The 22,500-nt window shown below is 61.8% G+C and carries 26 protein-coding genes (1 of these 26 only partly in view); 12 read left to right on the forward strand and 14 right to left on the reverse strand.

The features are described from left to right. Complete coding sequence (locus BVG79_RS00005; protein ID WP_085785098.1) at positions 1–564, forward strand: HdeD family acid-resistance protein; 564 nt, start codon at positions 1–3, stop codon at positions 562–564. Positions 565–594: 30 nt separating this feature from the next. Here BVG79_RS00005 and BVG79_RS00010 read toward each other — a convergent pair whose 3' ends face one another. The 8 genes from BVG79_RS00010 to BVG79_RS00045 all read right to left on the reverse strand — a co-directional run bounded on the left by BVG79_RS00010 (position 595) and on the right by BVG79_RS00045 (position 7,282). Beyond that, positions 595–1,350: a TerC family protein gene (locus BVG79_RS00010; protein ID WP_085785099.1), complete on the reverse strand. Its 756-nt coding sequence runs from the start codon at positions 1,348–1,350 to the stop codon at positions 595–597. Positions 1,351–1,501: 151 nt separating this feature from the next. Then, positions 1,502–2,530, reverse strand: coding sequence for a tyrosine-type recombinase/integrase (locus BVG79_RS00015; protein ID WP_085785100.1), 1,029 nt, complete (start codon positions 2,528–2,530; stop codon positions 1,502–1,504). Between the two features lie 181 nt (positions 2,531–2,711). Further along, positions 2,712–2,945: a phage head-tail joining protein gene (locus tag BVG79_RS00020; RefSeq protein ID WP_236951370.1), complete on the reverse strand. Its 234-nt coding sequence runs from the start codon at positions 2,943–2,945 to the stop codon at positions 2,712–2,714. After that, entirely contained in the window at positions 2,945–4,720 is a 1,776-nt protein-coding gene (locus BVG79_RS00025) for a prohead protease/major capsid protein fusion protein (RefSeq protein WP_085785101.1), read from the reverse strand. Before BVG79_RS00025 ends, BVG79_RS00020 begins: the two co-directional genes overlap by 1 nt. Next, positions 4,717–6,039 carry a phage portal protein gene (locus BVG79_RS00030; RefSeq protein ID WP_236951371.1) on the reverse strand — a complete coding sequence of 441 codons (1,323 nt, stop codon included), beginning with the start codon at positions 6,037–6,039 and terminating at the stop codon, positions 4,717–4,719. Before BVG79_RS00030 ends, BVG79_RS00025 begins: the two co-directional genes overlap by 4 nt. Then, on the reverse strand, positions 6,036–6,626 hold the full coding sequence (locus BVG79_RS00035; protein ID WP_085785102.1) for a hypothetical protein: 591 nt from the start codon (positions 6,624–6,626) through the stop codon (positions 6,036–6,038). The genes BVG79_RS00030 and BVG79_RS00035 overlap by 4 nt, the downstream gene beginning before the upstream one ends. Before the next feature lie 59 nt (positions 6,627–6,685). After that, entirely contained in the window at positions 6,686–7,111 is a 426-nt protein-coding gene (locus BVG79_RS00040) for a hypothetical protein (RefSeq protein WP_085785103.1), read from the reverse strand. A 15-nt stretch (positions 7,112–7,126) separates the two neighbouring features. Then, positions 7,127–7,282 carry an Arc family DNA-binding protein gene (locus BVG79_RS00045; protein ID WP_085785104.1) on the reverse strand — a complete coding sequence of 52 codons (156 nt, stop codon included), beginning with the start codon at positions 7,280–7,282 and terminating at the stop codon, positions 7,127–7,129. 87 nt (positions 7,283–7,369) lie between these two features. On the opposite strand from BVG79_RS00045, the gene BVG79_RS13790 reads away from it, so the two are divergent. Continuing rightward, positions 7,370–7,654: an Arc family DNA-binding protein gene (locus tag BVG79_RS13790; RefSeq protein WP_085787149.1), complete on the forward strand. Its 285-nt coding sequence runs from the start codon at positions 7,370–7,372 to the stop codon at positions 7,652–7,654. 133 nt (positions 7,655–7,787) lie between these two features. On the opposite strand, the gene BVG79_RS00055 is transcribed toward BVG79_RS13790, so the two are convergent. The 4 genes from BVG79_RS00055 to BVG79_RS00070 all read right to left on the reverse strand — a co-directional run bounded on the left by BVG79_RS00055 (position 7,788) and on the right by BVG79_RS00070 (position 11,288). Next, the gene (locus BVG79_RS00055; RefSeq protein WP_085785105.1) at positions 7,788–9,569 is read right to left on the reverse strand and encodes a phage terminase large subunit family protein; all 1,782 of its coding nucleotides are present in this window, start codon (positions 9,567–9,569) and stop codon (positions 7,788–7,790) included. Continuing rightward, a complete protein-coding gene (locus BVG79_RS00060) occupies positions 9,556–10,047 on the reverse strand; it encodes a DNA packaging protein (RefSeq protein ID WP_085785106.1) in 492 nt (163 codons plus the stop codon). Before BVG79_RS00060 ends, BVG79_RS00055 begins: the two co-directional genes overlap by 14 nt. Before the next feature lie 552 nt (positions 10,048–10,599). After that, entirely contained in the window at positions 10,600–10,836 is a 237-nt protein-coding gene (locus BVG79_RS00065; RefSeq protein WP_085785107.1) for a hypothetical protein, read from the reverse strand. Continuing rightward, positions 10,833–11,288, reverse strand: coding sequence for a hypothetical protein (locus BVG79_RS00070; protein ID WP_085785108.1), 456 nt, complete (start codon positions 11,286–11,288; stop codon positions 10,833–10,835). The genes BVG79_RS00065 and BVG79_RS00070 overlap by 4 nt, the downstream gene beginning before the upstream one ends. Positions 11,289–11,380: 92 nt before the next feature. Here BVG79_RS00070 and BVG79_RS00075 point away from each other — a divergent pair, with 92 nt between their 5' ends. The 4 genes from BVG79_RS00075 (at position 11,381) to mobA (ending at position 15,039) form a co-directional block, all read left to right on the forward strand. Further along, the gene (locus tag BVG79_RS00075) at positions 11,381–12,526 is read left to right on the forward strand and encodes a phosphoserine transaminase (RefSeq protein ID WP_085785109.1); all 1,146 of its coding nucleotides are present in this window, start codon (positions 11,381–11,383) and stop codon (positions 12,524–12,526) included. Between the two features lie 63 nt (positions 12,527–12,589). Continuing rightward, complete coding sequence (gene serA, locus BVG79_RS00080; RefSeq protein ID WP_085785110.1) at positions 12,590–14,185, forward strand: phosphoglycerate dehydrogenase; 1,596 nt, start codon at positions 12,590–12,592, stop codon at positions 14,183–14,185. A 45-nt stretch (positions 14,186–14,230) separates the two neighbouring features. Further along, positions 14,231–14,458, forward strand: a complete 228-nt coding sequence (locus tag BVG79_RS00085) for a DUF1272 domain-containing protein (RefSeq protein WP_085785111.1) — start codon at positions 14,231–14,233, stop codon at positions 14,456–14,458. Positions 14,459–14,475: 17 nt separating this feature from the next. After that, positions 14,476–15,039: a molybdenum cofactor guanylyltransferase MobA gene (mobA, locus tag BVG79_RS00090; RefSeq protein WP_257789404.1), complete on the forward strand. Its 564-nt coding sequence runs from the start codon at positions 14,476–14,478 to the stop codon at positions 15,037–15,039. Here mobA and BVG79_RS00095 read toward each other — a convergent pair. Continuing rightward, entirely contained in the window at positions 15,017–16,273 is a 1,257-nt protein-coding gene (locus BVG79_RS00095; protein WP_085785113.1) for a DNA polymerase IV, read from the reverse strand. The genes mobA and BVG79_RS00095 overlap by 23 nt on opposite strands. Positions 16,274–16,305: 32 nt before the next feature. On the opposite strand from BVG79_RS00095, the gene BVG79_RS00100 reads away from it, so the two are divergent. From BVG79_RS00100 to BVG79_RS00110, 3 genes are read left to right on the forward strand one after another with little or no spacing between them, the layout of a single operon-like run. After that, positions 16,306–16,743, forward strand: coding sequence for an NUDIX domain-containing protein (locus BVG79_RS00100; RefSeq protein WP_085785114.1), 438 nt, complete (start codon positions 16,306–16,308; stop codon positions 16,741–16,743). A 13-nt stretch (positions 16,744–16,756) separates the two neighbouring features. Continuing rightward, positions 16,757–17,626, forward strand: a complete 870-nt coding sequence (locus BVG79_RS00105) for an SPFH domain-containing protein (RefSeq protein WP_085785115.1) — start codon at positions 16,757–16,759, stop codon at positions 17,624–17,626. Beyond that, positions 17,626–17,901, forward strand: a complete 276-nt coding sequence (locus tag BVG79_RS00110) for an NfeD family protein (RefSeq protein WP_085785116.1) — start codon at positions 17,626–17,628, stop codon at positions 17,899–17,901. Before BVG79_RS00105 ends, BVG79_RS00110 begins: the two co-directional genes overlap by 1 nt. Here the strand turns inward: BVG79_RS00110 and pyrF are convergent. After that, complete coding sequence (gene pyrF, locus BVG79_RS00115) at positions 17,898–18,593, reverse strand: orotidine-5'-phosphate decarboxylase (protein WP_085785117.1); 696 nt, start codon at positions 18,591–18,593, stop codon at positions 17,898–17,900. The genes BVG79_RS00110 and pyrF overlap by 4 nt on opposite strands. 181 nt (positions 18,594–18,774) lie before the next feature. Here pyrF and clpB point away from each other — a divergent pair, with 181 nt between their 5' ends. The 3 genes from clpB to BVG79_RS00130 all read left to right on the forward strand — a co-directional run. After that, complete coding sequence (clpB, locus tag BVG79_RS00120; protein WP_085785118.1) at positions 18,775–21,387, forward strand: ATP-dependent chaperone ClpB; 2,613 nt, start codon at positions 18,775–18,777, stop codon at positions 21,385–21,387. 103 nt (positions 21,388–21,490) lie between these two features. Further along, positions 21,491–22,381, forward strand: a complete 891-nt coding sequence (gene msrP, locus BVG79_RS00125) for a protein-methionine-sulfoxide reductase catalytic subunit MsrP (protein WP_085787150.1) — start codon at positions 21,491–21,493, stop codon at positions 22,379–22,381. After that, a protein-coding gene (locus BVG79_RS00130; RefSeq protein WP_085785119.1) for a protein-methionine-sulfoxide reductase heme-binding subunit MsrQ crosses the window boundary here: on the forward strand, positions 22,381–22,500 show its beginning. Its footprint extends 498 nt past the window's final position; the window shows 120 of its 618 coding nt (coding positions 1–120); its start codon is at positions 22,381–22,383; the stop codon falls past the right edge of the window. Before msrP ends, BVG79_RS00130 begins: the two co-directional genes overlap by 1 nt.

The following is a 22,500-nucleotide window of genomic DNA, read 5'->3' on the forward strand; positions in this document are numbered from 1 at the left end:
ATGGCATTTCTGACAACAATCGGATCCGAAATCCGCAGCGAGCTGCGCCGTAACTGGGGATGGATCCTCGCTGCGGGCATCGTCATGCTGCTGGCAGGCATTTTGGCGTTCGGCAACGTTTTGATGGCGACCGTTGCATCGGTTTATTACGTGGGCGTGCTGATGGTCATTGGCGGCATCGCGCAGCTGGTGCAGGTCTTTTATGCGACCGGCTGGGGCCGGCTTTATTGGTTACTGGGCGGTGTTCTGTACACGCTGGCGGGTATTTTGACGTTTTTCAACCCGCTGCTGGCAGCCAGTATTCTGACCCTGTTTCTGGGCGCCGCGCTGGTTGCGGGCGGGGTGCTGCGCATCGTTCTGGCGTGGCGCGTTGACCCCGACTTGGGCAAGTGGTGGCTGGTGGCTGCTGGCGTGATCACGCTGCTGGCCGGTCTGGTCATTCTGTTCGGGTGGCCGGTAAACAGCCTTTACATTCTGGGGCTGCTGCTGGCGATCGACCTGATGTTCCAAGGTTGGGCCGCGATCTTTTTGGCCTTTGCCGCACGCAAAGGCCTGCCCGAGTAACGCTATCGCGAATAGCGCAATGCGGGGGCGTCACTTCTTGTGGCGCCCCTTGATCCGCCGCAGGCGGGCGGCGCGGCGCGACAGCAGATCCAGCGCCACGATGACCGCCGAAAACGCCATCGCTGTATAGATGTAGCCGCGCGGGAAATGCGTGCCGAACCCATCGGCCACCAGCGTGGCCCCGATCAGCAACAAGAAGCCCAGTGCCAGCACGGTCAGGCTGGGGTAATCTTGCAAGAACTTGGCCAGCGGCCCCGATGCGAACAGCATCACCAAAATCGCCACCACAACCGCAATCATCATCACCGGCAGGTGGTCGGTCATGCCGACGGCCGTAATGATGCTGTCGACCGAAAAGACGATGTCGAACATCGGGATTTGGAAGACGACGATCATCAGGCTGGACGTGCCGCGCCGTGCGATACTGTCTTCTTCGGGTTCGGGGTTCAGCATCTGCATGATTTCGGACGTGGCCTTCCAGATCAGGAATAGCCCGCCTGCGATCAGTATCAGGTCGCGCACCGAAAAATCATGCCCGAACAACGTGAACAGTGGCTGCGTCAGGCTGACCACCCACGCGACGCCCGCAAGCCCCAAAAGCCGGATAATCAGCGCCAGCCCGAGGCCCAGTTTGCGCGCCATGGGCCGCTGGTGTTCGGGCAGCTGATTCGTCAGCAGTGCCAGAAAGACCAGATTATCGATGCCCAGCACGATTTCCATCGCGATCAGGCTGACCAGCGCCGCCCACGCCGCCGGATCGGCCATCGCTGCCATGAACCCCTGCATTTCAACGCCTTTCGCCTGTCGGTGCACGCGCCGAAGATGCACCCGCGGGCCTGCGAAGTCTACTCGGGTTGGCACAAAAGAAGTTCTTGCTTTTACGCGGGGGCAGGAGTAGCGCTGGCGGCGGGACACCCCTCCCAACGGGGGGCAGTAGTCATTTGTTATTTTCCTTTGCTTTGTAATTGGTTGCAGGCGCTTCGTTCGGCATTTGCACGCGCTTTGCACCAAAAAGGCTATCCGTTACGGTGCGATCCTTGAGGGCGTGGGCGTAGGTGCGCAGCACGACAGTCGCATCCTTCCAGCCGCCAGCGTCGGCCACCGTTTTCACGTCATAGCCGTTCTGCAACATCGACGTTGCAAAGCCATGGCGGCAGCAGTGCGGGGTCAGTAGGTCAATGCCAGCGCGTTTGGCGACATTTTCCCAAGGGCCTTTGACACTACCGCGTCCTGCATAATTGAAGACGCGCCCGTCTGGGTTTCTGTTGGTCGGAATACTGGCTAGCGCGTCAACGACTTCGCCGGGCAGGTGGGCGGTCCGGTTCCAAGGTGTCGGCTTGAAAAGACGCAAGGTCGCGGTTTGGGCATTTAGGTCTACATCTGCCCATGTGAGGCGACAGGCCTCGCTAACCCGTGCGGCCGTTCCAAACATAAACATACAGATCGCGCCCAGATGCGGCAGATCGTCGGTAATGGCTTGATCGTAAAAGTCCCGCACCCATTCAATCGTGGCAGGCGTTTTGACTTCAGGGTTTTCAGTGTATCTGCGCACGGAAATACGCTGGCACCAGCCCAGTTCGGCGGCGTGATTAATCGCTGCCTGCGTGGGCTTGATGACCTGACGGTTCCATGTCGGTTCGGTGGCGTTCGGGTAGATCATGCGCGCTGCGCGGCGGATGGTTTCGGGGCGCACGTCCTCGACGGGCGTATTTTTCCAATGCTCTGCGAGCTTCAGCAGAAAGCGGTCCGTTTTCCCAGCATCGAGATATGCGTTAAAAACCTGCGCCATGGTCAACCCCGCGCCCGGTCCTTCGAAGCGGCGCTGCCATGCTTTGGCTTCAGTTTCCGCTTTGATGCGCTCTGCGATTTTGCGGTCAGACGTTTTTGTAGACTGGTAAAATCGCCGTCCGGAAACCGTCCCTCTGATATACCATGTGCCGTTTCGGTCTGTGAGATAGAGCGGCATTCGATGGCCTCCATGAAGCGCTGCACATGTTCGGGGTAGATGAGCATCGTGTTGCCGATTTCGGCATAGGTTCCGAGTTCTCGCAGCTTTGCTCGCACTGTGCGCTCTGATGCACCAAGGTGCGCAGCCAAGTCACTTGGTGTCGTGTAAGCGGGCAAGATTGGACTGCGGTCCATCGCGTTTAGAACCCTTTTGAGCTAGAAAAGCGGATAGTGGTCGGGCGGGGATTAGAGGCGCGGTTAATCCGCGCCTCCAAGTCTATGATGGCGGCTGCCATTTCGGCGTCCGACCGATACTCAACCTTCTCTTCCCCTTGCTGAAGCGAACGGACACCTCGTGCACGTTCAAGAATTAGCTTGTCGCGCAGTTCGATCAGGTGTTCGCGGGTCATGTAGAGCGAGCTAGGAATGTTCATTAGCCCACCCGGAACCAGCCGCGATGGTCCAACCACCCGCTACCGAAGTCGAGGCGGACCTTCATCTGGACGCCATCCACCTCAAACCCCACCTTCGTATCGAGCTGCGGGCCGGGTGCGCCTTCCAGATAGCTGTATTCGAGGCCATCCACCTTGGCCGGATCTGCGACCACATACCAGGTGGTGGCCGAAGTCAGGCGCGGCTCGATGATCAGCGACAAGGCCGAGAACGGGTTGGTGTCGCTGGTGCGGGTGGCTTGAATATCGGACAGTTCCTGTTCCAGCTCGGTTTCCAGCTCGGGCGGGGCCAGCACATAGCGCGGTGTCACGTCGATCAGGCCACCGGAAAGGCCTGTCTGTTTACGCATCGCCAGACGGGCCGCTGCCAAATCGCCCTTGATGGTGCCCGTCGTATTCTTTGCGTTGCCGTGATTGTCCGCGTCGAATACCGATGCGCCATCGCTCATCAGCGGGTTGGCCATGATCTTTGTCACGAGTTGGGCAGCTTCAAAGGCGCGGGCGGCGGCACCTAGGCGTGCGGGGATCGCGCTGAAAGCGTCCAGATCGTCATTAATCATCGCCTGACGCGAAATCGCGAAGATCTTGCCGAAGGTCGCGAGGCTGTAATGTTCCTGCGATTCCTCGAAGGTGCCATGACGGAACTCGCCACTCTCTCCGACCGCTTCCAACATCGGCGCTTCACCCAGCATCAGCGACCGCTTGGGGCGGAAGTCGCGGATCGTGCCTTGGCGGGCGAGCTGGCGAGCACCGGACGGGGCCTCTTCATAGCTGCGCCGCAGCTCGCGCCCGACCTGATCGCCAAGGATCAACGGAAAATCCGAGGTCGTATGCAGGGCGCGCGTGATAACCTGATCCGCCGAGACGCCCGTGACCGAACGCCCGGAGCGGCGCAGGCTGGCGCGGGCATGGTCGAGAACCGACATGTGGGCAAACTCGCGTGCCGATGCGGACAGCCGGTGTTCCGGGTGCATCCGCGCATAGAGCGCTTCGCCCGCCCGCGTAGCGATCACAGCGGGGTCGGTATGATCCATGCCGATCTGGGCGCGAATGGTGCGGGGCTGAGCACTGCGGGTGCGCACCGCATCCAGCGCACGGGCGCGGACTTCCTCTGTCGGGGTGCCTTCTGCAACTTGGGCTTCGGCCCAAGCCCGATCCAGCCCCGCGGCGGCGGCTATGGTGGCGGCAACGGATGCGCCAAGCGCTTCCGTCATGCGGGCCTCGGGCACTTCGGCCTCGGTGGCCGCTTCGTCGATGACGTCTTCGATCTGATCTTCAGGCATGTTCTGTTCTCCTGCTCGGAAATGTGCGCCCGGATCGGCCGGGACCGGAACAATGGACACCTCGATGGGCGTCCAGCGGATTGCGGTGCGGATGCGATGATCGCCCTCCCGCGTGTCCTGCCAATCGGCAACGTGATAGCCAATCGACAGACCGCGCAGCGTCCCATCCCCGATATCGGAGAGGACCGATCGCGCGGCCTCGTTGCTGCGGAACCGCATCTTGACCCAGAGGCCTTCGGGCCGCAGTTCCGCCGCCTCAATCACGCCGAGCTGATCGGCGGTCGAGGCGGCGCGGTGCGCGTCCAGAACCGGGGCACCCACCAGTCGCGACACATCGCATCCAGCGAGGTCAAGGCGTTCGATGAAACCCGGACGGGGCGCATCTGCCCCGGTGGACACGATAGCTTCCACGGTGCGCGCTTGCGCATCGAGGGTGGACGGCTGAGGCCGCAGGTGGCGCAGATGAATGGTCATTGCACCGCCCGCCCGGCCTGTGCATCGCGCGCCAGCTCTTCGTCCAGATCGTCAATGTCACGTCCGCGACCCGCCACAACTTCTTCACGGGACTTCAGGCGGGCGTCGATGGCGGCGACCTCTGCCGCGACCTCGTTCTGCGGATCAACCCACGCCCAGCCGGGGCTGACGAAGCGCGCGGAGCGGAAATCGACCAGCTCTTTGGGATCGGCGGGGATCACGCCCGCCAGCACCTGCGCATCAATCCAGCGCTGCCAGAGCGGGCGCAGAAAGCGCGCCTCGATCAGGTTGCGTTGCAGCATTTCGGCGCGGCGGCGGAATTCAAGCAACCCGACACGTGCAGAGGAATAGTTGGTGCGTTCCAGATCGCCGGTTAGCGCTTCGAAGGTCAGCCCGACTCCAGAGGCGATTTCCCGGTCTTGCCCACGAAGGAAGTCCACTGCCTGTTGTAGGCCTTGACCGGGCTGCGAAAAGGTCACTTCGGCACCGGGCGGAAGAATGCGCATCGCACCGGGTTCGAGCGAGACATTGACCGAACCGTCAGGGCTTTCGCCGAACCCCGCCGCGCCGCCCTCGGGATCGCGGACGAAGCCGGTGATCAGGCTGGCGACCTTCAACTGCATCAAGAGCGCGTCCGAGGCCTCGTCGCGGTCGCGCAGCTTCAACAGGACCGGCGACAACCACGACAAGCCGCGCACCTGTCCGGGGAACAGCGGGTCGAACAGATGCAGCATGTCCGAAGCCGGGACGCGGATCGGAGCGCCGATCATGCCGAAGGGGGTTCCGGGGGCCTCGGGCAGGACGTGATATGCCTGAACCTGCTCTTCGCCGTCGAACTCGATCCCAGCGATGATGCGCGCGCCGTTGCCAAGATCGCGGGTCAGGCTCGGGTCGATCTGATCGGCGGGGATCTGGCGCAGACGCAGTTTGCCGTCAGGATCGGTGACAAGCTGCACGAAGGCTTCGCCATCACGAACCATCGCCCGGATGATCGTCGGCAGATGGGCGTTTGCCAGCAGCTCGAAGGTGGTGTTGAGCTGATAGGCGACATTGCGGTCTGGGTGCTGCGAGCGGGCATGGAAACCCTTGCCGACCAGCGCGGCAGTCCACGCCTCGACAATGCGATTGCCCTGCGGGGTGTTGACGTAAAGCGCCGAGGCGCGGGCCATCGCAGGGCCGCGCGCTGCAAGGGTGGATTGGGTCGGCGCACCCAGCATCGGCGCACCCTGCCAACGGCGACCGCCGCCACCGGCTTCAATGCCGGAGCGACGGAAAATGCGAGGGATGTTCTTCAGCATGGAAAACGGGAAAGGCATCATTCGATACCGTTCGGATCAAGAGCGTAATCGTTTTCTTGCAGGTCAATGCCAAGGTGTTCGGCAATTTTCTTCGCCAACTTGTAGTTATGAGACAGGTTGACGGCTGAAATGCTGGAAATGCAGATATCTTCGTCCTGCGGAGCGCGGCCTTCCTTGCGGCTGTTTGTGTAAGCAATCGCACGTGAATTGGCGCTCTCCATGATGTCTTGCAGCAACCCTTTGTAGAGAGTGATACGCGGCATGAACTGTGGGTCTTCATTCGTGCGGCTGTTTGCAAATTCCACTTGAGCGATAAAGATATTGTCTTTTTCAAAGTAGGAGTGGCCGACGCCATAGGGGCCGCAAGCTGTGGACGGCTCGCGCATGATCTTAGCCGCTTCTGCCCATGTAATATTGTGAGCATCGCAGAGGTTGCGAGCGGCCAGCATCTTGGCGGCATGGTGAATGGTGAAGTTCGACCAAATACGGCCCGCAGCATCCTTGCCTTCGGAATTGTCAATTTTGAAGGGCAAGTCGCCGTTGCGGCGGTGGCTGTTGAAGGTTGGGATTGTCATTCCAACAATGGCGCAGAGTTCTTTGCGGATCATGGCGCGTCTCCTGTGTGCATTACTACCTAATACACATTAGACGTTGAAGCCGCTGTGGGTCAAGGTGCATTACTTTCTAATTCATCAATGTTCGCAGCTATCCCGCCGCTCGTAGCGCGCCATATGGCTCGCATGATCTTGCAGTTGGGATGGTTGGCTTCCTCTTTCCGATCCGAACTGCCCTCAATCGCGGTGGGACCATCCAGCGTCCACAGAACGTGCGTCAAGGCGGCGATACCGGCCAGTGAAGTTGGTGTGAGTTCAATCATCTTCCAGAAGGCGGCGTTCTCACGGGCATCAGCATCCACGCTTTCGGGCCAGTCCCAGTCTTCGTTCCCGGGCAAATCGGCCAACGCAAAAAACTCTTCTCGGGCTTTTGCCCATTCGCGATACAGCGGCACGATAGGGTCATCTTCCGCATCGGAAATGAGGGAGAGGATGGGCGAAAAGATACCGTTCCCGGAAATCGGGTTCATGGCGTTCATAGCTGTCTCCTAGGTTTAGGCGGTTGGATGCTGTTCGGATCGTGCCATCGCGGCGCGGATCGCTCGGATTACTTCACTGTTTTGGCTTGCGCCGTTTTTCTCTGCCTCGGCCTCAAGCCACGCCTTTAGTTCACTTGGCAGGCGGAGCTGCATTGGCTTTCGGTCGGTCATGAAGTCCTCATGATATGGCAACTTGCCATCATATAGTGGCAACTTGCCTTCATTGCGTCAAGCCTAAAAGTGATGGCTATTTGCCTTATGTCAGAATCGCAGTTTCCCAGTCAGCAACAGGACAAGTTTGTTCTCCGCCTTCCCGATGGGATGCGTGACCGTATTCGGCTAGCTGCCGAAGAAAACGGACGGTCGATGAATTCTGAAATCTTGGCAGTGCTGGAAAAGGCCTTCCCGGAGCTGTCGCCGTTTGAAGAGGAACTCGCAAAGGTGCGGCGGATCTTCGAGAACGCCGCCCCCGATGATCGCATGAAGCTCTGGCAGGCGATGGAAGAGACTCGCGGCGGTCCATATCATCGCGAGAAAGATTGATCCTGCCCGCGATCTGCATTCTTCGCCGTTAACGGAGAGTTTTTGAGAGAAACCGGCCTACAACAATGGGTTGCAGGCCGTTTCTTCGCGCGACGTATACATTTTACATTTCCCGCCATCTTCACCCCCTTTTTTACCGCGCCATCCAGCTCGATTTCAGCACCGGCCCCCGTCGCGTTGGCGTTGGTTCGGATCGGGCCAAATCGGCACGGCGTCGCTCCCAATCGGCGGGGATGACCTGCCGTGCGGCCAAGGCATAAACGAGGCAGTCTAGCGCCTCGGCCCGCCGCCCTGGGATACGCTCGAAGCTACGGACGGGTTGGCCGCGCCGGTATCGCAGCACTGCCCGTTCTGATGCGACCTGTTCATGCCATACACGGGGCAGCTCTTCGGAAAGCCTGATCGAGCCGGGTCGTGCGAGGCGGGGAAAGAGCTGGAGCTTGGCGGTATCGACACCGACGATCCAGAGACGTGCGCCGGTTTTGGTCTTGCTTCCGGCGCGCTCGATCAAGGGGCGGTTGCCAGACGCGCCTTTGATTGCCAAGACTTTTCGCCTTGTTCTGGGGGTGCAGAACGCCGTCACGCGGTTCATGGTGGTGCCGTCACCGGCGTCGATTGCGCAGGCCTCTATACCGATCTGCCCTCCCAGCTCATGCGGGAAACGCTGTTTAAGGGCTTCATCCAACTCTTCCCATGTATCGTCGCTATCCCATGCGCCCCAGATTACACGGTGACCTAGAACAAACGCAGTGCCGCCCTCTGCCCAGCCAACATAGGTGAGTTCAAGGCGATCATGCTGAACATCGCAGCCGGCGGTCAGCGCCAGCACATCGGCGGGGATCGGCTTCGACAGGCCGAAGGCTTCACCGCGCGAGGCAAGATCATCGTCGGCCAGTTCGTCGCCATCGCCGCGCCAGCCTTGCCCGAGGATCGTATTCACGAAAGTTTGCAGCGTGGTTGGATCATCCTTGGCTGTCATAAACTCGGCCGCCAGCTTCCCCCACGCAGCATTGGCGTGCAGAGATACGAGCGCATTGAGCTTGAACCCCGCGTGACCTGTCACATGGGGTCGCGTGGGTCGCCATAATCCAGCGGCAACCATATCCGGTTTGTATTGCTCGCTGATCTCCGCTTCGCAGTGCGGGCAGCGCCAGCGCGCAGTTTCGGGCGCGCCGTCATCCCATACGATTGCATTCCATGTAATTTCACCGAACGTGCCACAGGATGGGCAAGGCACCTCGAACACGCGCGCATCGGATTGAGCATAGGCGCGCAGGACGTGGCTAGTGTCTTCATGCACCGGGGTTGACCCCATGACGATCTTGCGATCCGGGAAAGACATGGTGCGCCGCTCTGCAAGGATAATGGGCGAGCCTTCGGCAGTCGGTTCCATGCCGTCCGCTTCGTCGATGAAGAGGACGCGGACGTTATGGCGACGCAGGTTGCGCGGGGCTTTGGCAGCAACCACCTTGAGCGATCCACCGGGGAAGCGGCGCGACAGCAGGGTGTTGCGCTCGCCCTCTTGGCGGTCATCGGCAAGGGCATCGGCTACGGCTTTCGAGGCGGCAAAGATCGGTTCAATGTCACTGACCACATAATCGCGGCAGTCGGCTTCGGCGGGCAGCAGGCAGAGAATCGGCGCGGGTTCATTGGCAACGAAGGACGCGACAGCCGAGGTCAGTAGCGTGGTAAAGCCGACCCGGACCGGCTTAACCAGCGTGACGCGCTCGATCAGCGGATCTCCGATGGTATCGGCAATCTCGCGCTGGAAGGGCCAGAGGCGCACGGGGCCGGGCTGTGCAGAGACACCCTGCGGCAGGGCAATGTTGGCCTCGATCCAGTCGGAGAGGCGCAGGCGCGGCGGTGGGACCAGCGCTCGGCGAGCTTTGGACAGCACACGGTCAATCGTCTTCATGGCCCAGTTCCTCCAGAGCTTCGCGCAACTCGTGGTCGATGGTGTCAATGGTGGCCGCATCGAGGGTCAGCACGGAGCGGACACGAGCGGGAACAGCGAGGATGCGGGCGCGGACCTGCCGTAGAAGGTCAGACCATGTGCGTTCGACCTCTACCGCCGCGACCAGCTCACCGCGCAGCGCCGCATTGCGAAGGGCCTGTGCATCGGCCTGTTCTTTGGCGAGCCGGGCGCGTTCGGAGGTCAGGGTTGCCACATGCTCTTCCCCGCCGCGTCCGCTGGCAACCCCGCGCAGGTGAACGACATAGGCGCGGACGGTCTCGGTCAGATCGTAAGCGTCATGGCCGCGATGAACCGCGATGCCGCGCTTTTTTAACTCCGAGAGAGCAGCAGGTGAAATGGTCAACAATTCACATAAGTCGGCGCTGTTGATGCGCAGTGACGATTTTCCATCCAGCGGTAGTTCTTCTAGGATGCGCATAATTCACCCCCTTGATTTTACTTGCAAAGATTGACGTGTCGGGGCGCGAATTACCCGCAGGGGGTCTAGGTCGGAAGGACCCGCGCAGCTTGCGAGGCATCGAAGTTCGTGCTCGATCTCGCTCTTCTCTATGTGGAAGCGCTCGGGATCGCGGTGATCGGGTCGCAGGCGACGCACTCGCTCGGCTATCTCTCGGATGTGCTGCCACGTGTCGGTGTGATTTTGCTGTTTCATCTTTCTACTCTTGTCTCTGCTTAATGGTGAGGTTCTGAGCAAAGGGCATAGGGCGACCAGCCCGTGCGAATTGCACAGGTTGGTCCCTAGCCCTTCGCGTGAAGATCTGCTCAACGGAGCCGGTCCATCGCTTTGGGCGCCCGAGGTCGTTTGACCCCGCCTCGGGCTTGCTCGCGACTTAAAGGCGCCGGGTCTGGCACCTGATCCCCCGCTTCGAGCTTTCGGGCTGCGGTTGGCCTATGGGATCGCCCCGTGGCAGGCCTGTCATCATGTCGAACGCCACCGTCTGAACCGTCCAATCGACATGGGTGTCAGCGGTTAAGCTGCGTCCTCCTCCTCAACCAAAACGGGGTTGGGTTCGTTGGTCAGCAGGTCATCCACAAGATCGCGCATGATGCGTGCCTGCTTGTCGCTGGGCCACCATGTCTTGCGTTTGGCGTGACGGGCTATCGAAACGACAAAGCCCTTCAGGAAGGCGTCATCGCCCGCCATGGTGCGACGGATCACGCGCTTCCAGTGGAAGGTCAGCATTTCATCCAGTTGCTGTTCGGTCATTGGACGGGCCTCCCCGTCACATGGGCAAGGAAGCCTGCCTGCGCTTTGGGTGGCAGCGCCTCGAAACAGGCGAGGGCATAGGCCTTCACCTCGAAAGGCGTTGCCCACGCAGCCCAATTGCGGGCTTCGTCCAGCGCGTTCATCAGGGGCGGGATCGGACGGCCTTGGCGCATCCGTTCCAGCGCATCGGACATGATCAAAGCGGCGTCGAGCGGATCGCAGCTTTCAATCGCATAGCGAAGGGCGATTGCCCAATCACGCCGCAACTGGTAATCTGCGTCCGAGTTTAGAGGCTCATTCGTATCCCCCTCGGTCGCGCCCGCCAGCGCACCGGGGGTTTCGTTTTTCTGGGGTGAGGCGTCTTCGAGAACTGCACCGATTTTGCACGCATCATGAGGTAATGTTCCGGCGTTGTTCACGCCTAGATCGCACGAACCTGCAAGGGTCTGCATTTGTCCACTTGCTGTTTTTGTTGACTGGGCGTAAGTGCGTCCGTGGGACACCCCTCCCCAACGGGGGGCGCTTATCTGTAAGGATACCAGACATGACGACTACCAAACCGGCTGCGCTGCCGGCAAACCCGCGTTTTTCCTCGGGCCCTTGCGCGAAACCCCCGACATGGTCGCTTGAAGCCCTGTCCGACGCCCCTGTCGGCCGCTCGCACCGTGCATCGATTGGCAAAAAGAAATTGAAAGAGGCGATCGACCTGACGCGTGAAGTGTTGGGCGTTCCGGCTGATTACCGCATCGGTATCGTGCCCGCCTCGGATACGGGCGCTGTGGAAATGGCGCTTTGGTCGTTGTTGGGCGCGCGCGCCGTTGAAATGCTGGCATGGGAAAGCTTTGGCGAGGGTTGGGTGACCGACGTCGTCAAGCAGCTGAAGCTGGACGCCGAAGTGAAGAAGGCGCCCTACGGCCAGATCGTCGATTTCGCGACGGTCGATTTCGACAAAGACGTCGTCTTTACGTGGAACGGTACGACATCGGGCGTGCGGTTGGCGAACGGCGATGCCATTCCCGTCGACCGTGCGGGCCTGACCATTTGCGACGCCACTTCGGCCGCCTTCGCGCAGGATCTGGCGTGGGACAAACTGGATGTGGTCACATTCAGCTGGCAGAAAGTGCTGGGCGGCGAGGGCGGCCACGGCGTTCTGATCTTGTCGCCGCGCGCGGTCGAGCGGCTGGAAACTTACACCCCCGCATGGCCGCTGCCGAAGATTTTCCGCCTGACGGCCAAAGGCAAGATCAACGAAGGCATTTTCGTTGGCGAGACGATCAACACCCCGTCGATGCTGTGTGTCGAGGATTACATCTTCGCGTTGAAATGGGCGCAGTCGCTGGGCGGCTTTGCGGGCCTGAAGGCGCGCGCCGATGCGAATGCACAGGCGATTTTCGATTTCTGCGCCGTGCGCGACTGGATCGACAATCTGGCCGAGGATGCGGCGAACCGCTCGAACACATCGGTCTGCCTGAAGTTCACGAACCCCGCCATCAAGGACGGGGCGGCGTTTGCTAAGGCCGTCGCGAAGCGGCTGGAAACCGAGGGTGCGGCGCTGGATGCGGGCTCGTACCGCGATGCGCCTGCAGGCCTGCGGATTTGGTGCGGTGCGACGGTGGAAACCGCCGACATCGAAGCCATGCTGCCGTGGCTTGAGTGGGCCTACGAGGCCGAGCTGGCCGCACAGGCGTGATTTTCTGTTGCGGGCCGCACGCGCCCGCAACCCCATGACATTTTTGCCAAGGATACCCTGAAAATGGCTCCCAAGGTTCTTATTTCCGACGAACTCTCTGACGCCGCCGTGCAGATCTTCCGTGATCGCGGCATCGAGGTCGACTTCCAGCCGAAGCTGGGCAAAGACAAAGAAAAGCTGGCCGAGATCATCGGTAATTACGATGGTTTGGCGATCCGCTCGGCGACGAAGGTCACCGAAAAGCTGCTGGAAAACGCGACCAATCTGAAGGTGATCGGCCGTGCGGGCATCGGTGTCGACAACGTCGATATTCCGGCTGCCTCGCAAAAGGGCATCATTGTGATGAACACGCCCTTCGGCAATTCGATCACCACAGCCGAACACGCCATTGCCATGATGATGGCCGTCGCCCGCCAAATCCCCGAGGCGTCGGCATCGACCCACGCGGGCAAGTGGGAAAAGTCGCGCTTTATGGGGGTCGAGCTGACGGGCAAGACGCTGGGCGTGATTGGTGCGGGCAACATCGGTTCGATCGTGTGCGACCGTGCCAAGGGCCTGAAGATGAAGGTTGTGGCGTACGATCCCTTCTTGTCGGAAGATCGCGCCCTGCAAATCGGTGTCGAGAAGGTCGAGCTGGACGAGCTGCTGGCCCGCGCCGATTTCATCACCCTGCACGTGCCGCTGACCGACGCGACCCGCAACATCCTGTCGGCCGAGGCGATTGCGAAAACCAAGGCTGGCGTGCGCATCATCAACTGCGCCCGTGGCGGTCTGGTCGACGAGGCCGCCTTGGCTGCGGCCATCAAATCGGGCCATGTCGCAGGCGCCGCCTTCGACGTGTTCGAGGTTGAGCCCGCAACCGACAGCCCGTTGTTTAACCTGCCGAACGTTGTTTGCACGCCCCACCTTGGCGCATCCACCAGCGAAGCGCAGGAAAACGTGGCGCTGCAAGTGGCCGAGCAGATCTCGGACTACCTGCTGACCGGCGCGGTGACGAATGCGCTGAACATGCCTTCGGTCACTGCCGAGGAAGCCAAGGTGATGGGCCCGTGGATCAAGCTGTCGGGGCATCTTGGCAACTTCATCGGCCAGATGACGGACGAGCCGATCGTCGGCATCAACATCCTGTTCGACGGCGTCGCCTCGAAGATGAACCTGAAGGCGCTGAATTCGGCTGTCATTGCGGGCATCATGCGCAAGTTCAACCCCGATACCAACTTGGTGTCGGCCCCCGTCATTGCGAAAGAGCGTGGGATCAAAATCTCGACCACGCAGCAGGACGCGACGGGCACCTACGAGGGGTATATCAAGGTCACCGTCACCACCGAGACCCGCGAGCGTTCGGTGGCGGGCACCGTCTTTAGCGATGGCAAGCCGCGTTTCATCCAGATCAAGGGGATCAACGTCGACGCCGAGATTGGGGCCGATATGATCTACACCACCAACAAAGACGTCCCGGGTGTGATCGGCACCTTGGGCGGTGTGTTGGGCGAGAACGGCGTGAACATTGCGAACTTCACGCTGGGCCGCGCGGCTGAAGGGGGCGAGGCGATTGCCATCTTGTACGTCGACAGCCGCCCGTCCGAGGAGGTGCTGGACAAGGTGCGGGCCACCGGAAAGTTCGGGCAAGTCAAACCGATGCATTTCGATGTGAACTAACCAGAATGGGGCCTGCGGGCCCCATTTTCTTTGGTGGGGGGTACGATGCTGGAACTGCGACCGGGGTGCGAGTGCTGCGACCGCGACCTGCCACCCGATAGTGTGGCGGCGCGGATCTGTTCTTTCGAATGCACGTTCTGCGCCGATTGTGCTGATGGCGTGTTGGGCGGCCTGTGCCCGAACTGCGGCGGCGAGCTGGTGCGCAGGCCGATCCGCCCTGCGGCGGCGCTTGCCCGGCACCCTGCCTCGGTACGGCGGGTGTTCAAGGGGTGAGGCGGCTGGGGCTGATCTTGGCCGGTGGCCAGGCGCGCCGCATGGGCGGCGGCGACAAGGGGCGCCTGCCGTTGGCGGCGGGCTACAGCCTGATGCAATCGGTAATCGACCGGTTGGGCCCGCAATGTGACGCGCTGGTGCTGAGTGCGAACGGCCCGCCTGCGCGGTTCGCCGATATGGGGTTGCCTGTTTTGGGCGATGACATCGGCGCAGGGCCCTTGGCCGGGGTCTTGGCGGGGTTGGATTATGCCGCAGTCCATGGCTTTTCGCAGGTGCTTAGCGTTGCGGCTGACACGCCGTTTTTCCCCCGCGATCTGGCGCAGCGTTTGGGGGCGGCCCCCGCGATTGCCACCAGCGGCGGGGCGGCGCATCCCGTTTTCGGGCTATGGCCCGTGGGGGTGGCGCAGGATTTGCGCGCGGCGCTGGGGGCGGGGCGGCTGCGCATGATAGGGTTCGCCGATCAGGTCGGCGCGCGGCGTGTGGATTTCGCCGTTGATCCGTTTGATCCGTTTTTCAATATCAATACGCCCGCCGATTTGGCGGTGGCACAGCAGGCGTTCAGCGCAGGCTGCGCCCTTTGATGATGGCATCTTTGCCAAAGCGGGCGCGGATTTCGTCGGCGGCGCGTTCAGCCCCCGCGCGGCGGGGCGCGTCGGGGTCGAGCAGGTCGGTCTGACTGTCGCTTTGCGCCGCGGGGCGCAGGTCGGACAGGCCGACGCCCAGCAGGCGGAACGGGCCGTTTTCGGGCAGCGCGTCAAACAGGGCGCGCGCGGTGCGATACAGCACGTCGGCCAGTTGGGTGGGTGTCGCAAGGGTGCGGCTGCGGGTGATCAGGCTGAAATTGGCGCGGCGCAGTTTCAGCGTAACGCTGCGCCCTTCCACATCCTGCGCCTTGGCGCGCGAGGCGACCTTTTCGGCCATGCGCCAGATGTGACCGTCCAGCAGGTCTGGGTCGCTGATGTCGGTTTCAAACGTGGTTTCGTTCGAGATGCCTTTCAGCGCGCGGTCGGGGGCGACGGGGCGGCTATCTTGTCCGCGCGCCAAATGCCACAGGCGGCTGCCCATCGCCCCAAAACGTGTTTGCAGGGCCTGCGCGTCCCACCGCGCGAGGTCGCTGAAGGTGCGAATGCCGGCGCGTTCCAGCGATTCTTGCCCCGCAGGGCCGATCCCCCATATCATCCGCACGGGTTTGGGTGCCAGAAAATCCAGCGTTTCGCCCTGACCGATCACCGAAAAGCCGCGCGGCTTATCCAGATCCGAGGCGATCTTGGCTAGAAATTTGTTATGCGACAGGCCGATGGATGCGGTGACACCGACTTCGTCCTCGATTTGTTTGACAAGGCGGGCCATCATCACGGCGGGCGGGGCGCGGTGCAGGGCGGCGGTGCCGCGCAGATCCAGAAACGCCTCGTCCAGCGAGAGAGGCTCGATCGCGGGGGTCAGGCGGTCCATCAGCGCGCGGATTTGGCGCGAGGCATCGGCGTAGGCCTGCATGCGGGGCGGGACGACAACAGCCTCGGGGCAGAGTTTGCGGGCCTGAAACATCGGCATGGCCGAGCGCACGCCGCGGATGCGCGCCAGATAGCAGCAGGTCGACACCACCCCCCGCGTGCCGCCCCCGACGATGACAGGCTTGTCGCGCAGTTCGGGGTTGTCACGCTTTTCCACGCTGGCAAAGAATGCGTCGCAATCCATATGGGCGATGGACAGGGTGAACAGTTCGGGGTGGGCGATCAGGCGCGGGCTATTGCACGCCGTGCAGCGGGGCGGCGCGTCATCGTGTATCGTCAGACAAGAGCGGCACAGGCTGGGCATGATGGCGCAATGATAGCAGAAGGGAACAGAACGTGAAAGTGGATGATCCCCATCCGTTCGACGGCGCGAAGGTTGCTATTTTGATGGGCGGGCGCCTGCTGATGACGCTGCGCGATCAGCGGGCGGGGTTGGCGTTTAGCGGGCTGTGGGATTTGCCCGGCGGCGCGCGCGAGGGGGCCGAGACGCCCCGCGCCTGTGCCGCGCGCGAGCTGCGCGAGGAGGTGGGGTTGGATCTGGCCACGGGTGCGCTTTTGTGGGCCCGCGCCTTTGAAGGGCCGCGCGGGGTGCAATGGTTTTTGGTGGCGGATCTGCCGTCCGCGCCCGTGCGCTTTGGCGACGAGGGGCAGGGCTGGGCCTTTGTCGATCCAGCGCGGTTCCCCGATTTGCCCGGCGTCATTCCCCATTTGCAGCAGCGTTTCCGCCTTTTCCTTGACCTTTCCCCTTTTAATGGTCTGATGCCGCCAAAGTGAAGGAGGACGAGATATGACAGGAACGGGCCTTATTTTGCTGCTAGTGGCAGCGTTTGTGATCCTGTGTATTTTCTGGGGCATCCGCATTGTGCCGCAGTCGGAAAAATTCGTGATCGAGCGGTTCGGGCGGCTGCATGCGGTGTTGGGGCCGGGGATCAATTTCATTGTGCCGTTCCTGGATCGCGTGGCGCACCGCATTTCGGTGTTGGAACGTCAGTTGCCCGCGACCGAGCAGGACGCCATCACATCGGACAACGTGTTGGTGTCGGTCGAGACCTCGGTTTTCTATCGCATCAACGACCCTGAAAAGTCGGTCTACCGGATTCGCGATGTGGATGCGGCGATCCAGACGACAGTGGCGGGGATCGTGCGGTCGGAAATCGGCCGGATCGAGCTGGATCAGGTGCAGTCGAACCGTGGCCAGTTGATCGAGGCTATTCGCCATCAGTTGGCCGATCAGGTTGATGACTGGGGCATTGAAGTGACGCGGACCGAGATTCTGGATGTAAATCTGGACCAAGCCACCCGCTCGGCCATGTTGCAACAGTTGAACGCGGAACGCGCCCGTCGCGCCGTAGTGACCGAGGCCGAAGGCCGCAAGCGCGCGGTCGAGCTGCAGGCGGATGCCGATTTGTATGCCGCCGAACAGACCGCCAAGGCCCGCCGGATCGAGGCGGATGCCGAGGCTTATGCGACCGGTGTTGTTGCGGCCGCGATTGCCGAAAACGGGCTGGAAGCGGCGCAGTATCAGGTCGCACTGAAGCAGGTCGAGGGGCTGACCAAGATGGCGGGTAGCCAAGGCAATCAGACCATCGTTCTGCCCACGCAGGCGCTAGAGGCGTTCGCCGATGCGTTCAAGCTGCTGTCTGGGCGGGTAAAGTAATGGCGCTGTTGGCGACATGGTGGGTGTGGGTCTGCCTCGGGGTGGTGTTCGCCATCATCGAGGTGGTAGTGCCCGCCTTCATCTTTCTGGGCTTCGCGATTGGCGCGGTGCTGACGGGGCTGATCGTTTTGGCTGGCGTGTTATCGCTGCCGTGGTTGGCACTGGCTTTTGCGCTGCTGTCGCTGGCAGCCTACATCTTGTTGCGCCGTATGTTCGGCGCGCGGAAGGGCGAGACCCGCACCTTCCGCGATGATATCAACGATAACCGCCGTTAAGGCAGTTCGGCCACAATGGCGCGGGCGGCGGCCGCAGGGTCTGCCGCCTGCCAGATCGGGCGACCGACCACGATATGGTCGGCGCCTGCCGTGATGGCGCTGGCTGGCGTTTCCACACGTTTTTGATCACCCAAGGCGGCCCCTGCAGGGCGAACGCCGGGGGTGACGATCAGGCGGCCGGCAGCTTGGGGCAGGGCGCGGATCAGCGCGGCCTCTTGCGGGCTGGCGATGATGCCGTCGGCACCAGCGTCGAAGGCGCGCGCGGCGCGCTCGACCACGATTTCGGGGATGTCGCCCGCGCGGATCAGACCGGCGTCCAGATCGGCCCGGTCAAGCGAGGTCAGGATCGTCACGGCAAGGATCTTCAGATCTTTGCCCGCCGCGCCTTGTTTGGCGGCATTCACCACATGAGGGTCGCCGTGGACGGTTAGGAAATCCAGATCGAACTGAGCGATGCCGCGCACGGCGGCTTCGACTGTCGCGCCGATGTCGAACAGTTTCATGTCCAGAAAGATGCGCTTGCCGTGTTCGTCCTTCAGCTCGCGCGCGAGGGCGAGGCCGCCGCCCGTCAGCATGCCGAGGCCGATTTTATAGAACGATGCGGCATCGCCGATGCGCTGGGTCAGTTCCAGCCCCGCGATGGCGTGGGGGACGTCGAGGGCGACGATAAGGCGGTCATCTACGGCGGGCATGGCTCTCTCCAGTGATCAAACGGTTGCCTTCTGGGCGCGGGGGGGCGGTAAGTCAACTGAAATGGCTGCGGCGACCTTGTAAGGGGTGACGCAGCTTCCCAAATATCCCCCGAGGCCCACTAGGGGATGTGCCGCAGTGGTGGGCATCCCGATTCCGGGCGCTTTGAAAGGGAGAATGCACATGAACTTGGAGAAGTTCACCGAGCGGTCTCGTGGCTTTTTGCAAGCCGCTCAAACGATTGCAATGCGCGAAGGGCATCAACGCCTTTTGCCAGAACACATTTTGAAAGCCCTGCTGGACGACCCCGAAGGTTTGTCCGCGAACCTGATCAACCGTGCCGGCGGCGCGGCTGAGCGCGTGCGCGAGGCGATTGATCTGCAGGTGTCGCGTCTGCCCAAAGTGTCGGGCGATGCGGGGCAGGTTTACCTTGATTCGCTGACAGGCCGCGTGTTGGACGAGGCCGAGCAGATCTCGACCAAGGCAGGCGACAGCTTTGTCACGGTCGAACGGTTGCTGACCGCGCTGGCTTTGGTCAAGTCCAAGGCCAAGGACGCGCTGGATGCGGGGGCCGTGACCGCGCAGGGGCTGAACAGCGCCATCAATGATATTCGCAAGGGCCGCACTGCCGATAGCGCCAGCGCCGAGGATGGTTTTGACGCGTTGAAGAAGTATGCGTCCGACCTGACCGCCGCCGCCGCCGAGGGGAAGATTGACCCGATCATCGGCCGCGACGAGGAAATCCGCCGCGCGATGCAGGTGCTGAGCCGACGCACCAAGAACAACCCGATCCTGATCGGTGAGCCGGGCGTGGGTAAAACCGCGATTGCCGAGGGCTTGGCGCTGCGTATCGTCAACGGCGACGTGCCTGAATCGCTGCGCAACAAGAAGCTGTTGGCGCTGGATATGGGGGCGCTGATTGCCGGTGCGAAGTATCGCGGCGAGTTTGAGGAACGTCTGAAGTCGATCCTGAAAGAGGTGGAAGCCGCCGCGGGCGAAGTGATCTTGTTTATTGACGAGATCCACACCCTTGTGGGCGCGGGTAAAACCGATGGCGCGATGGATGCGGCCAACCTGATCAAACCCGCTTTGGCGCGGGGCGAGCTGCACTGTATTGGTGCGACGACCTTGGACGAATACCGCAAGTATATCGAAAAGGACGCGGCCTTGGCCCGTCGTTTCCAGCCGCTTGTCGTCGAGGAGCCGACCGTCGAGGATACGATCAGCATTCTGCGCGGCATCAAAGAGAAATACGAGCTGCACCACGGCGTGCGGATTTCGGACTCGGCTTTGGTAGCGGCGGCGCAGCTGTCTAGCCGGTACATCACCGACCGTTTCTTGCCGGATAAAGCCATCGACCTTGTGGACGAGGCCGCCAGCCGCTTGCGGATGGAAGTCGACAGCAAACCCGAAGAATTGGACGCGATCGACCGCGAAGTGCTGCAAAAGCAGATCGAGGCCGAGGCGCTGAAGAAGGAAGATGACGTCGCCAGCAAGGATCGCCTTGAAAAGCTGGAGAAGGAACTGTCCGATCTGCAGGAACGTGCCGCCAGTATGACGGCGCGGTGGCAGGCCGACCGTGACAAGCTGGAGGCCTCGCGCGGGTTGAAGGAAAAGCTGGAGAAGGCTCGCGCTGATCTGGAAATCGCCAAGCGCGAGGGCAATCTGGCCAAGGCGGGCGAGCTGTCTTACGGCATCATCCCCGATCTTGAACGCCAGCTGGCCGAGGCCGATAGTGTCGAAGGGTCGATGGCGGAAGAAACCGTCCGCCCCGAGCAGATCGCCGAGGTGGTCGAGCGGTGGACGGGTATTCCGACCGCCCGCATGTTGGAAGGCGAGCGTGACAAGCTGGTGCGGATGGAGGACGAGCTGGGCAAGCGCGTCATCGGTCAGCGCGAGGCTGTGCATGCCGTGGCCAATGCGGTGCGCCGCGCCCGTGCTGGGCTGAACGATGAAAACCGCCCGCTGGGCAGTTTCCTGTTCCTCGGCCCGACAGGTGTGGGTAAAACCGAGCTGACGAAGGCCGTGGCCGAGTTTCTGTTCGACGACGACACCGCCATGGTGCGGATCGACATGTCCGAGTTCATGGAGAAGCATTCGGTCGCACGCCTGATTGGTGCCCCTCCGGGGTATGTCGGGTATGAAGAAGGCGGCGTGCTGACCGAAGCTGTGCGGCGCCGGCCCTATCAGGTGGTGCTGTTTGACGAGGTCGAGAAGGCGCACCCCGATGTCTTTAACGTGCTGTTGCAGGTTCTGGATGACGGGATGCTGACGGATGGCCAAGGCCGGACGGTCGATTTCAAGCAGACCTTGATCGTGCTGACGTCGAACCTTGGCTCGCAGGCCCTGTCGGCTTTGCCGGAAGGTGCGAACAAGGACGAGGCCAAGGGCGAGGTGATGGCAGCGGTGCGCGGACATTTCCGCCCCGAGTTCCTGAACCGTCTGGACGAGATCATCGTGTTCGACCGTCTGGGACGGGCGGATATGGATGGGATCGTTTCGATCCAGCTGGCGCGTTTGGAAAAACGTCTGGCGGCGCGCAAGATTACCTTGTCGCTGGATGACAGCGCCCGCACATGGCTGGCCGACGAAGGGTATGATCCCGTCTTCGGGGCCCGTCCGCTAAAGCGCGTGATCCAGCGTGCACTGCAAGACCCGTTGGCTACCATGCTGCTGGCGGGCGAGGTGCTGGATGGCGCCGATGTGCCCGTCACCGCCGGCCCGCAGGGGCTGATCGTGGGCAATCACGTGGCCGACGCCCAGAAAGACCACGGGGCCGAGCCTTCGATCCACTAAAGCAGACCCCCCGCCCGCAAGGGCGGGGGTTTTTCTTGCGCTGTTGTGACTTTGTGCTGGCCGGATTTGCTGTAGGATAACCCGAAATCCTTAGGAGATGGCCATGGCTTACCGATGGAAGAATGATCTGACCCGCGCCGATGCCACCCCGCGCGCGCTGTTTGCCAGCCGCCGTCAGGTTTTGGCCGGCCTAGCGGCCAGCGGATTTGCAACGCCTGCCTTGGCGCTGGGCCGTAGCGATGCCAACACGCTGGAACAGATCCGCAGCTACAACAACTATTACGAATTCGGTTTCCAGAAAGAGGAACCTGCGAAACACGCGGGCGCTTTGGTGACCGATGACTGGCGTGTCGAGGTGGGCGGTCTGGTCGACAACCCCGGCAGTTACACGCTGGAGGATCTGATTGGTGGCTTGACTGTCGAGGAGCGGATCTATCGTCTGCGCTGCGTCGAGGCGTGGTCGATGGTCATCCCGTGGAGCGGGGTCGAACTGGCCGACGTGCTGGGGCGCATCGGGGTGCAGGACGGCGCGCGATACGTCGCCTTTGAAACCGTGCTGCAGCCTGCGGCGATGTGGAACGCCAACGCCCGCGGGATGGACTTTCCCTATGTCGAGGGATTGCGGCTGGACGAGGCCATGCATCCGCTGACTTTGCTGGCTACCGGCATTTACGGCGAGCCTCTGGCGAACCAGAACGGCGCGCCGATCCGGTTGGTGGTGCCGTGGAAATACGGGTTCAAATCGATCAAGTCGATTGTGCGCATTACCTTGACCGCCGAGCAGCCCATAACGACATGGACGCGGATCGATGCGAATGAATACGGCTTTTACGCCAACGTGAATCCGCAGGTGGATCATCCCCGTTGGAGCCAAGCAACCGAGCGTCCGGTCGGCGTTGGTCTGTTCGGTGGGCGGCGCGATACGCTGATGTTCAATGGTTATGACGAGGTTGCGCCCCTTTATGCGGGGATGGACCTGCGCGTGGACTATTGATGCAGCCACCACGCTGGCTGCAGACGTTTGTTCGCCATGTTCCGGTGTGGCTGGTCTATGCGGGGACGGCTGCTTGGGTCGCGTGGTTATTCGGTTTGGCACTGGTGGGGCGGTTGGGG

The sequence above is a fragment of the Ketogulonicigenium robustum genome (genome assembly GCF_002117445.1).
Taxonomy (GTDB): Bacteria; Pseudomonadota; Alphaproteobacteria; order Rhodobacterales; family Rhodobacteraceae; genus Ketogulonicigenium; species Ketogulonicigenium robustum.

Coding starts and splice junctions, on each gene's coding strand:
- BVG79_RS00005 (WP_085785098.1), top strand. CDS start 1: ATGGCATTTCTGACAACAATCGGATCCGAAATCCGCAGCGAGCTGCGC.
- BVG79_RS00010 (WP_085785099.1), bottom strand. CDS start 1,350: ATGCAGGGGTTCATGGCAGCGATGGCCGATCCGGCGGCGTGGGCGGCG.
- BVG79_RS00015 (WP_085785100.1), bottom strand. CDS start 2,530: ATGCCGCTCTATCTCACAGACCGAAACGGCACATGGTATATCAGAGGG.
- BVG79_RS00020 (WP_236951370.1), bottom strand. CDS start 2,945: ATGAACATTCCTAGCTCGCTCTACATGACCCGCGAACACCTGATCGAA.
- BVG79_RS00025 (WP_085785101.1), bottom strand. CDS start 4,720: ATGACCATTCATCTGCGCCACCTGCGGCCTCAGCCGTCCACCCTCGAT.
- BVG79_RS00030 (WP_236951371.1), bottom strand. CDS start 6,039: ATGATGCCTTTCCCGTTTTCCATGCTGAAGAACATCCCTCGCATTTTC.
- BVG79_RS00035 (WP_085785102.1), bottom strand. CDS start 6,626: ATGATCCGCAAAGAACTCTGCGCCATTGTTGGAATGACAATCCCAACC.
- BVG79_RS00040 (WP_085785103.1), bottom strand. CDS start 7,111: ATGAACGCCATGAACCCGATTTCCGGGAACGGTATCTTTTCGCCCATC.
- BVG79_RS00045 (WP_085785104.1), bottom strand. CDS start 7,282: ATGACCGACCGAAAGCCAATGCAGCTCCGCCTGCCAAGTGAACTAAAG.
- BVG79_RS13790 (WP_085787149.1), top strand. CDS start 7,370: ATGTCAGAATCGCAGTTTCCCAGTCAGCAACAGGACAAGTTTGTTCTC.
- BVG79_RS00055 (WP_085785105.1), bottom strand. CDS start 9,569: ATGAAGACGATTGACCGTGTGCTGTCCAAAGCTCGCCGAGCGCTGGTC.
- BVG79_RS00060 (WP_085785106.1), bottom strand. CDS start 10,047: ATGCGCATCCTAGAAGAACTACCGCTGGATGGAAAATCGTCACTGCGC.
- BVG79_RS00065 (WP_085785107.1), bottom strand. CDS start 10,836: ATGACCGAACAGCAACTGGATGAAATGCTGACCTTCCACTGGAAGCGC.
- BVG79_RS00070 (WP_085785108.1), bottom strand. CDS start 11,288: ATGCAGACCCTTGCAGGTTCGTGCGATCTAGGCGTGAACAACGCCGGA.
- BVG79_RS00075 (WP_085785109.1), top strand. CDS start 11,381: ATGACGACTACCAAACCGGCTGCGCTGCCGGCAAACCCGCGTTTTTCC.
- serA (WP_085785110.1), top strand. CDS start 12,590: ATGGCTCCCAAGGTTCTTATTTCCGACGAACTCTCTGACGCCGCCGTG.
- BVG79_RS00085 (WP_085785111.1), top strand. CDS start 14,231: ATGCTGGAACTGCGACCGGGGTGCGAGTGCTGCGACCGCGACCTGCCA.
- BVG79_RS00095 (WP_085785113.1), bottom strand. CDS start 16,273: ATGCCCAGCCTGTGCCGCTCTTGTCTGACGATACACGATGACGCGCCG.
- BVG79_RS00105 (WP_085785115.1), top strand. CDS start 16,757: ATGACAGGAACGGGCCTTATTTTGCTGCTAGTGGCAGCGTTTGTGATC.
- BVG79_RS00110 (WP_085785116.1), top strand. CDS start 17,626: ATGGCGCTGTTGGCGACATGGTGGGTGTGGGTCTGCCTCGGGGTGGTG.
- pyrF (WP_085785117.1), bottom strand. CDS start 18,593: ATGCCCGCCGTAGATGACCGCCTTATCGTCGCCCTCGACGTCCCCCAC.
- clpB (WP_085785118.1), top strand. CDS start 18,775: ATGAACTTGGAGAAGTTCACCGAGCGGTCTCGTGGCTTTTTGCAAGCC.
- msrP (WP_085787150.1), top strand. CDS start 21,491: ATGGCTTACCGATGGAAGAATGATCTGACCCGCGCCGATGCCACCCCG.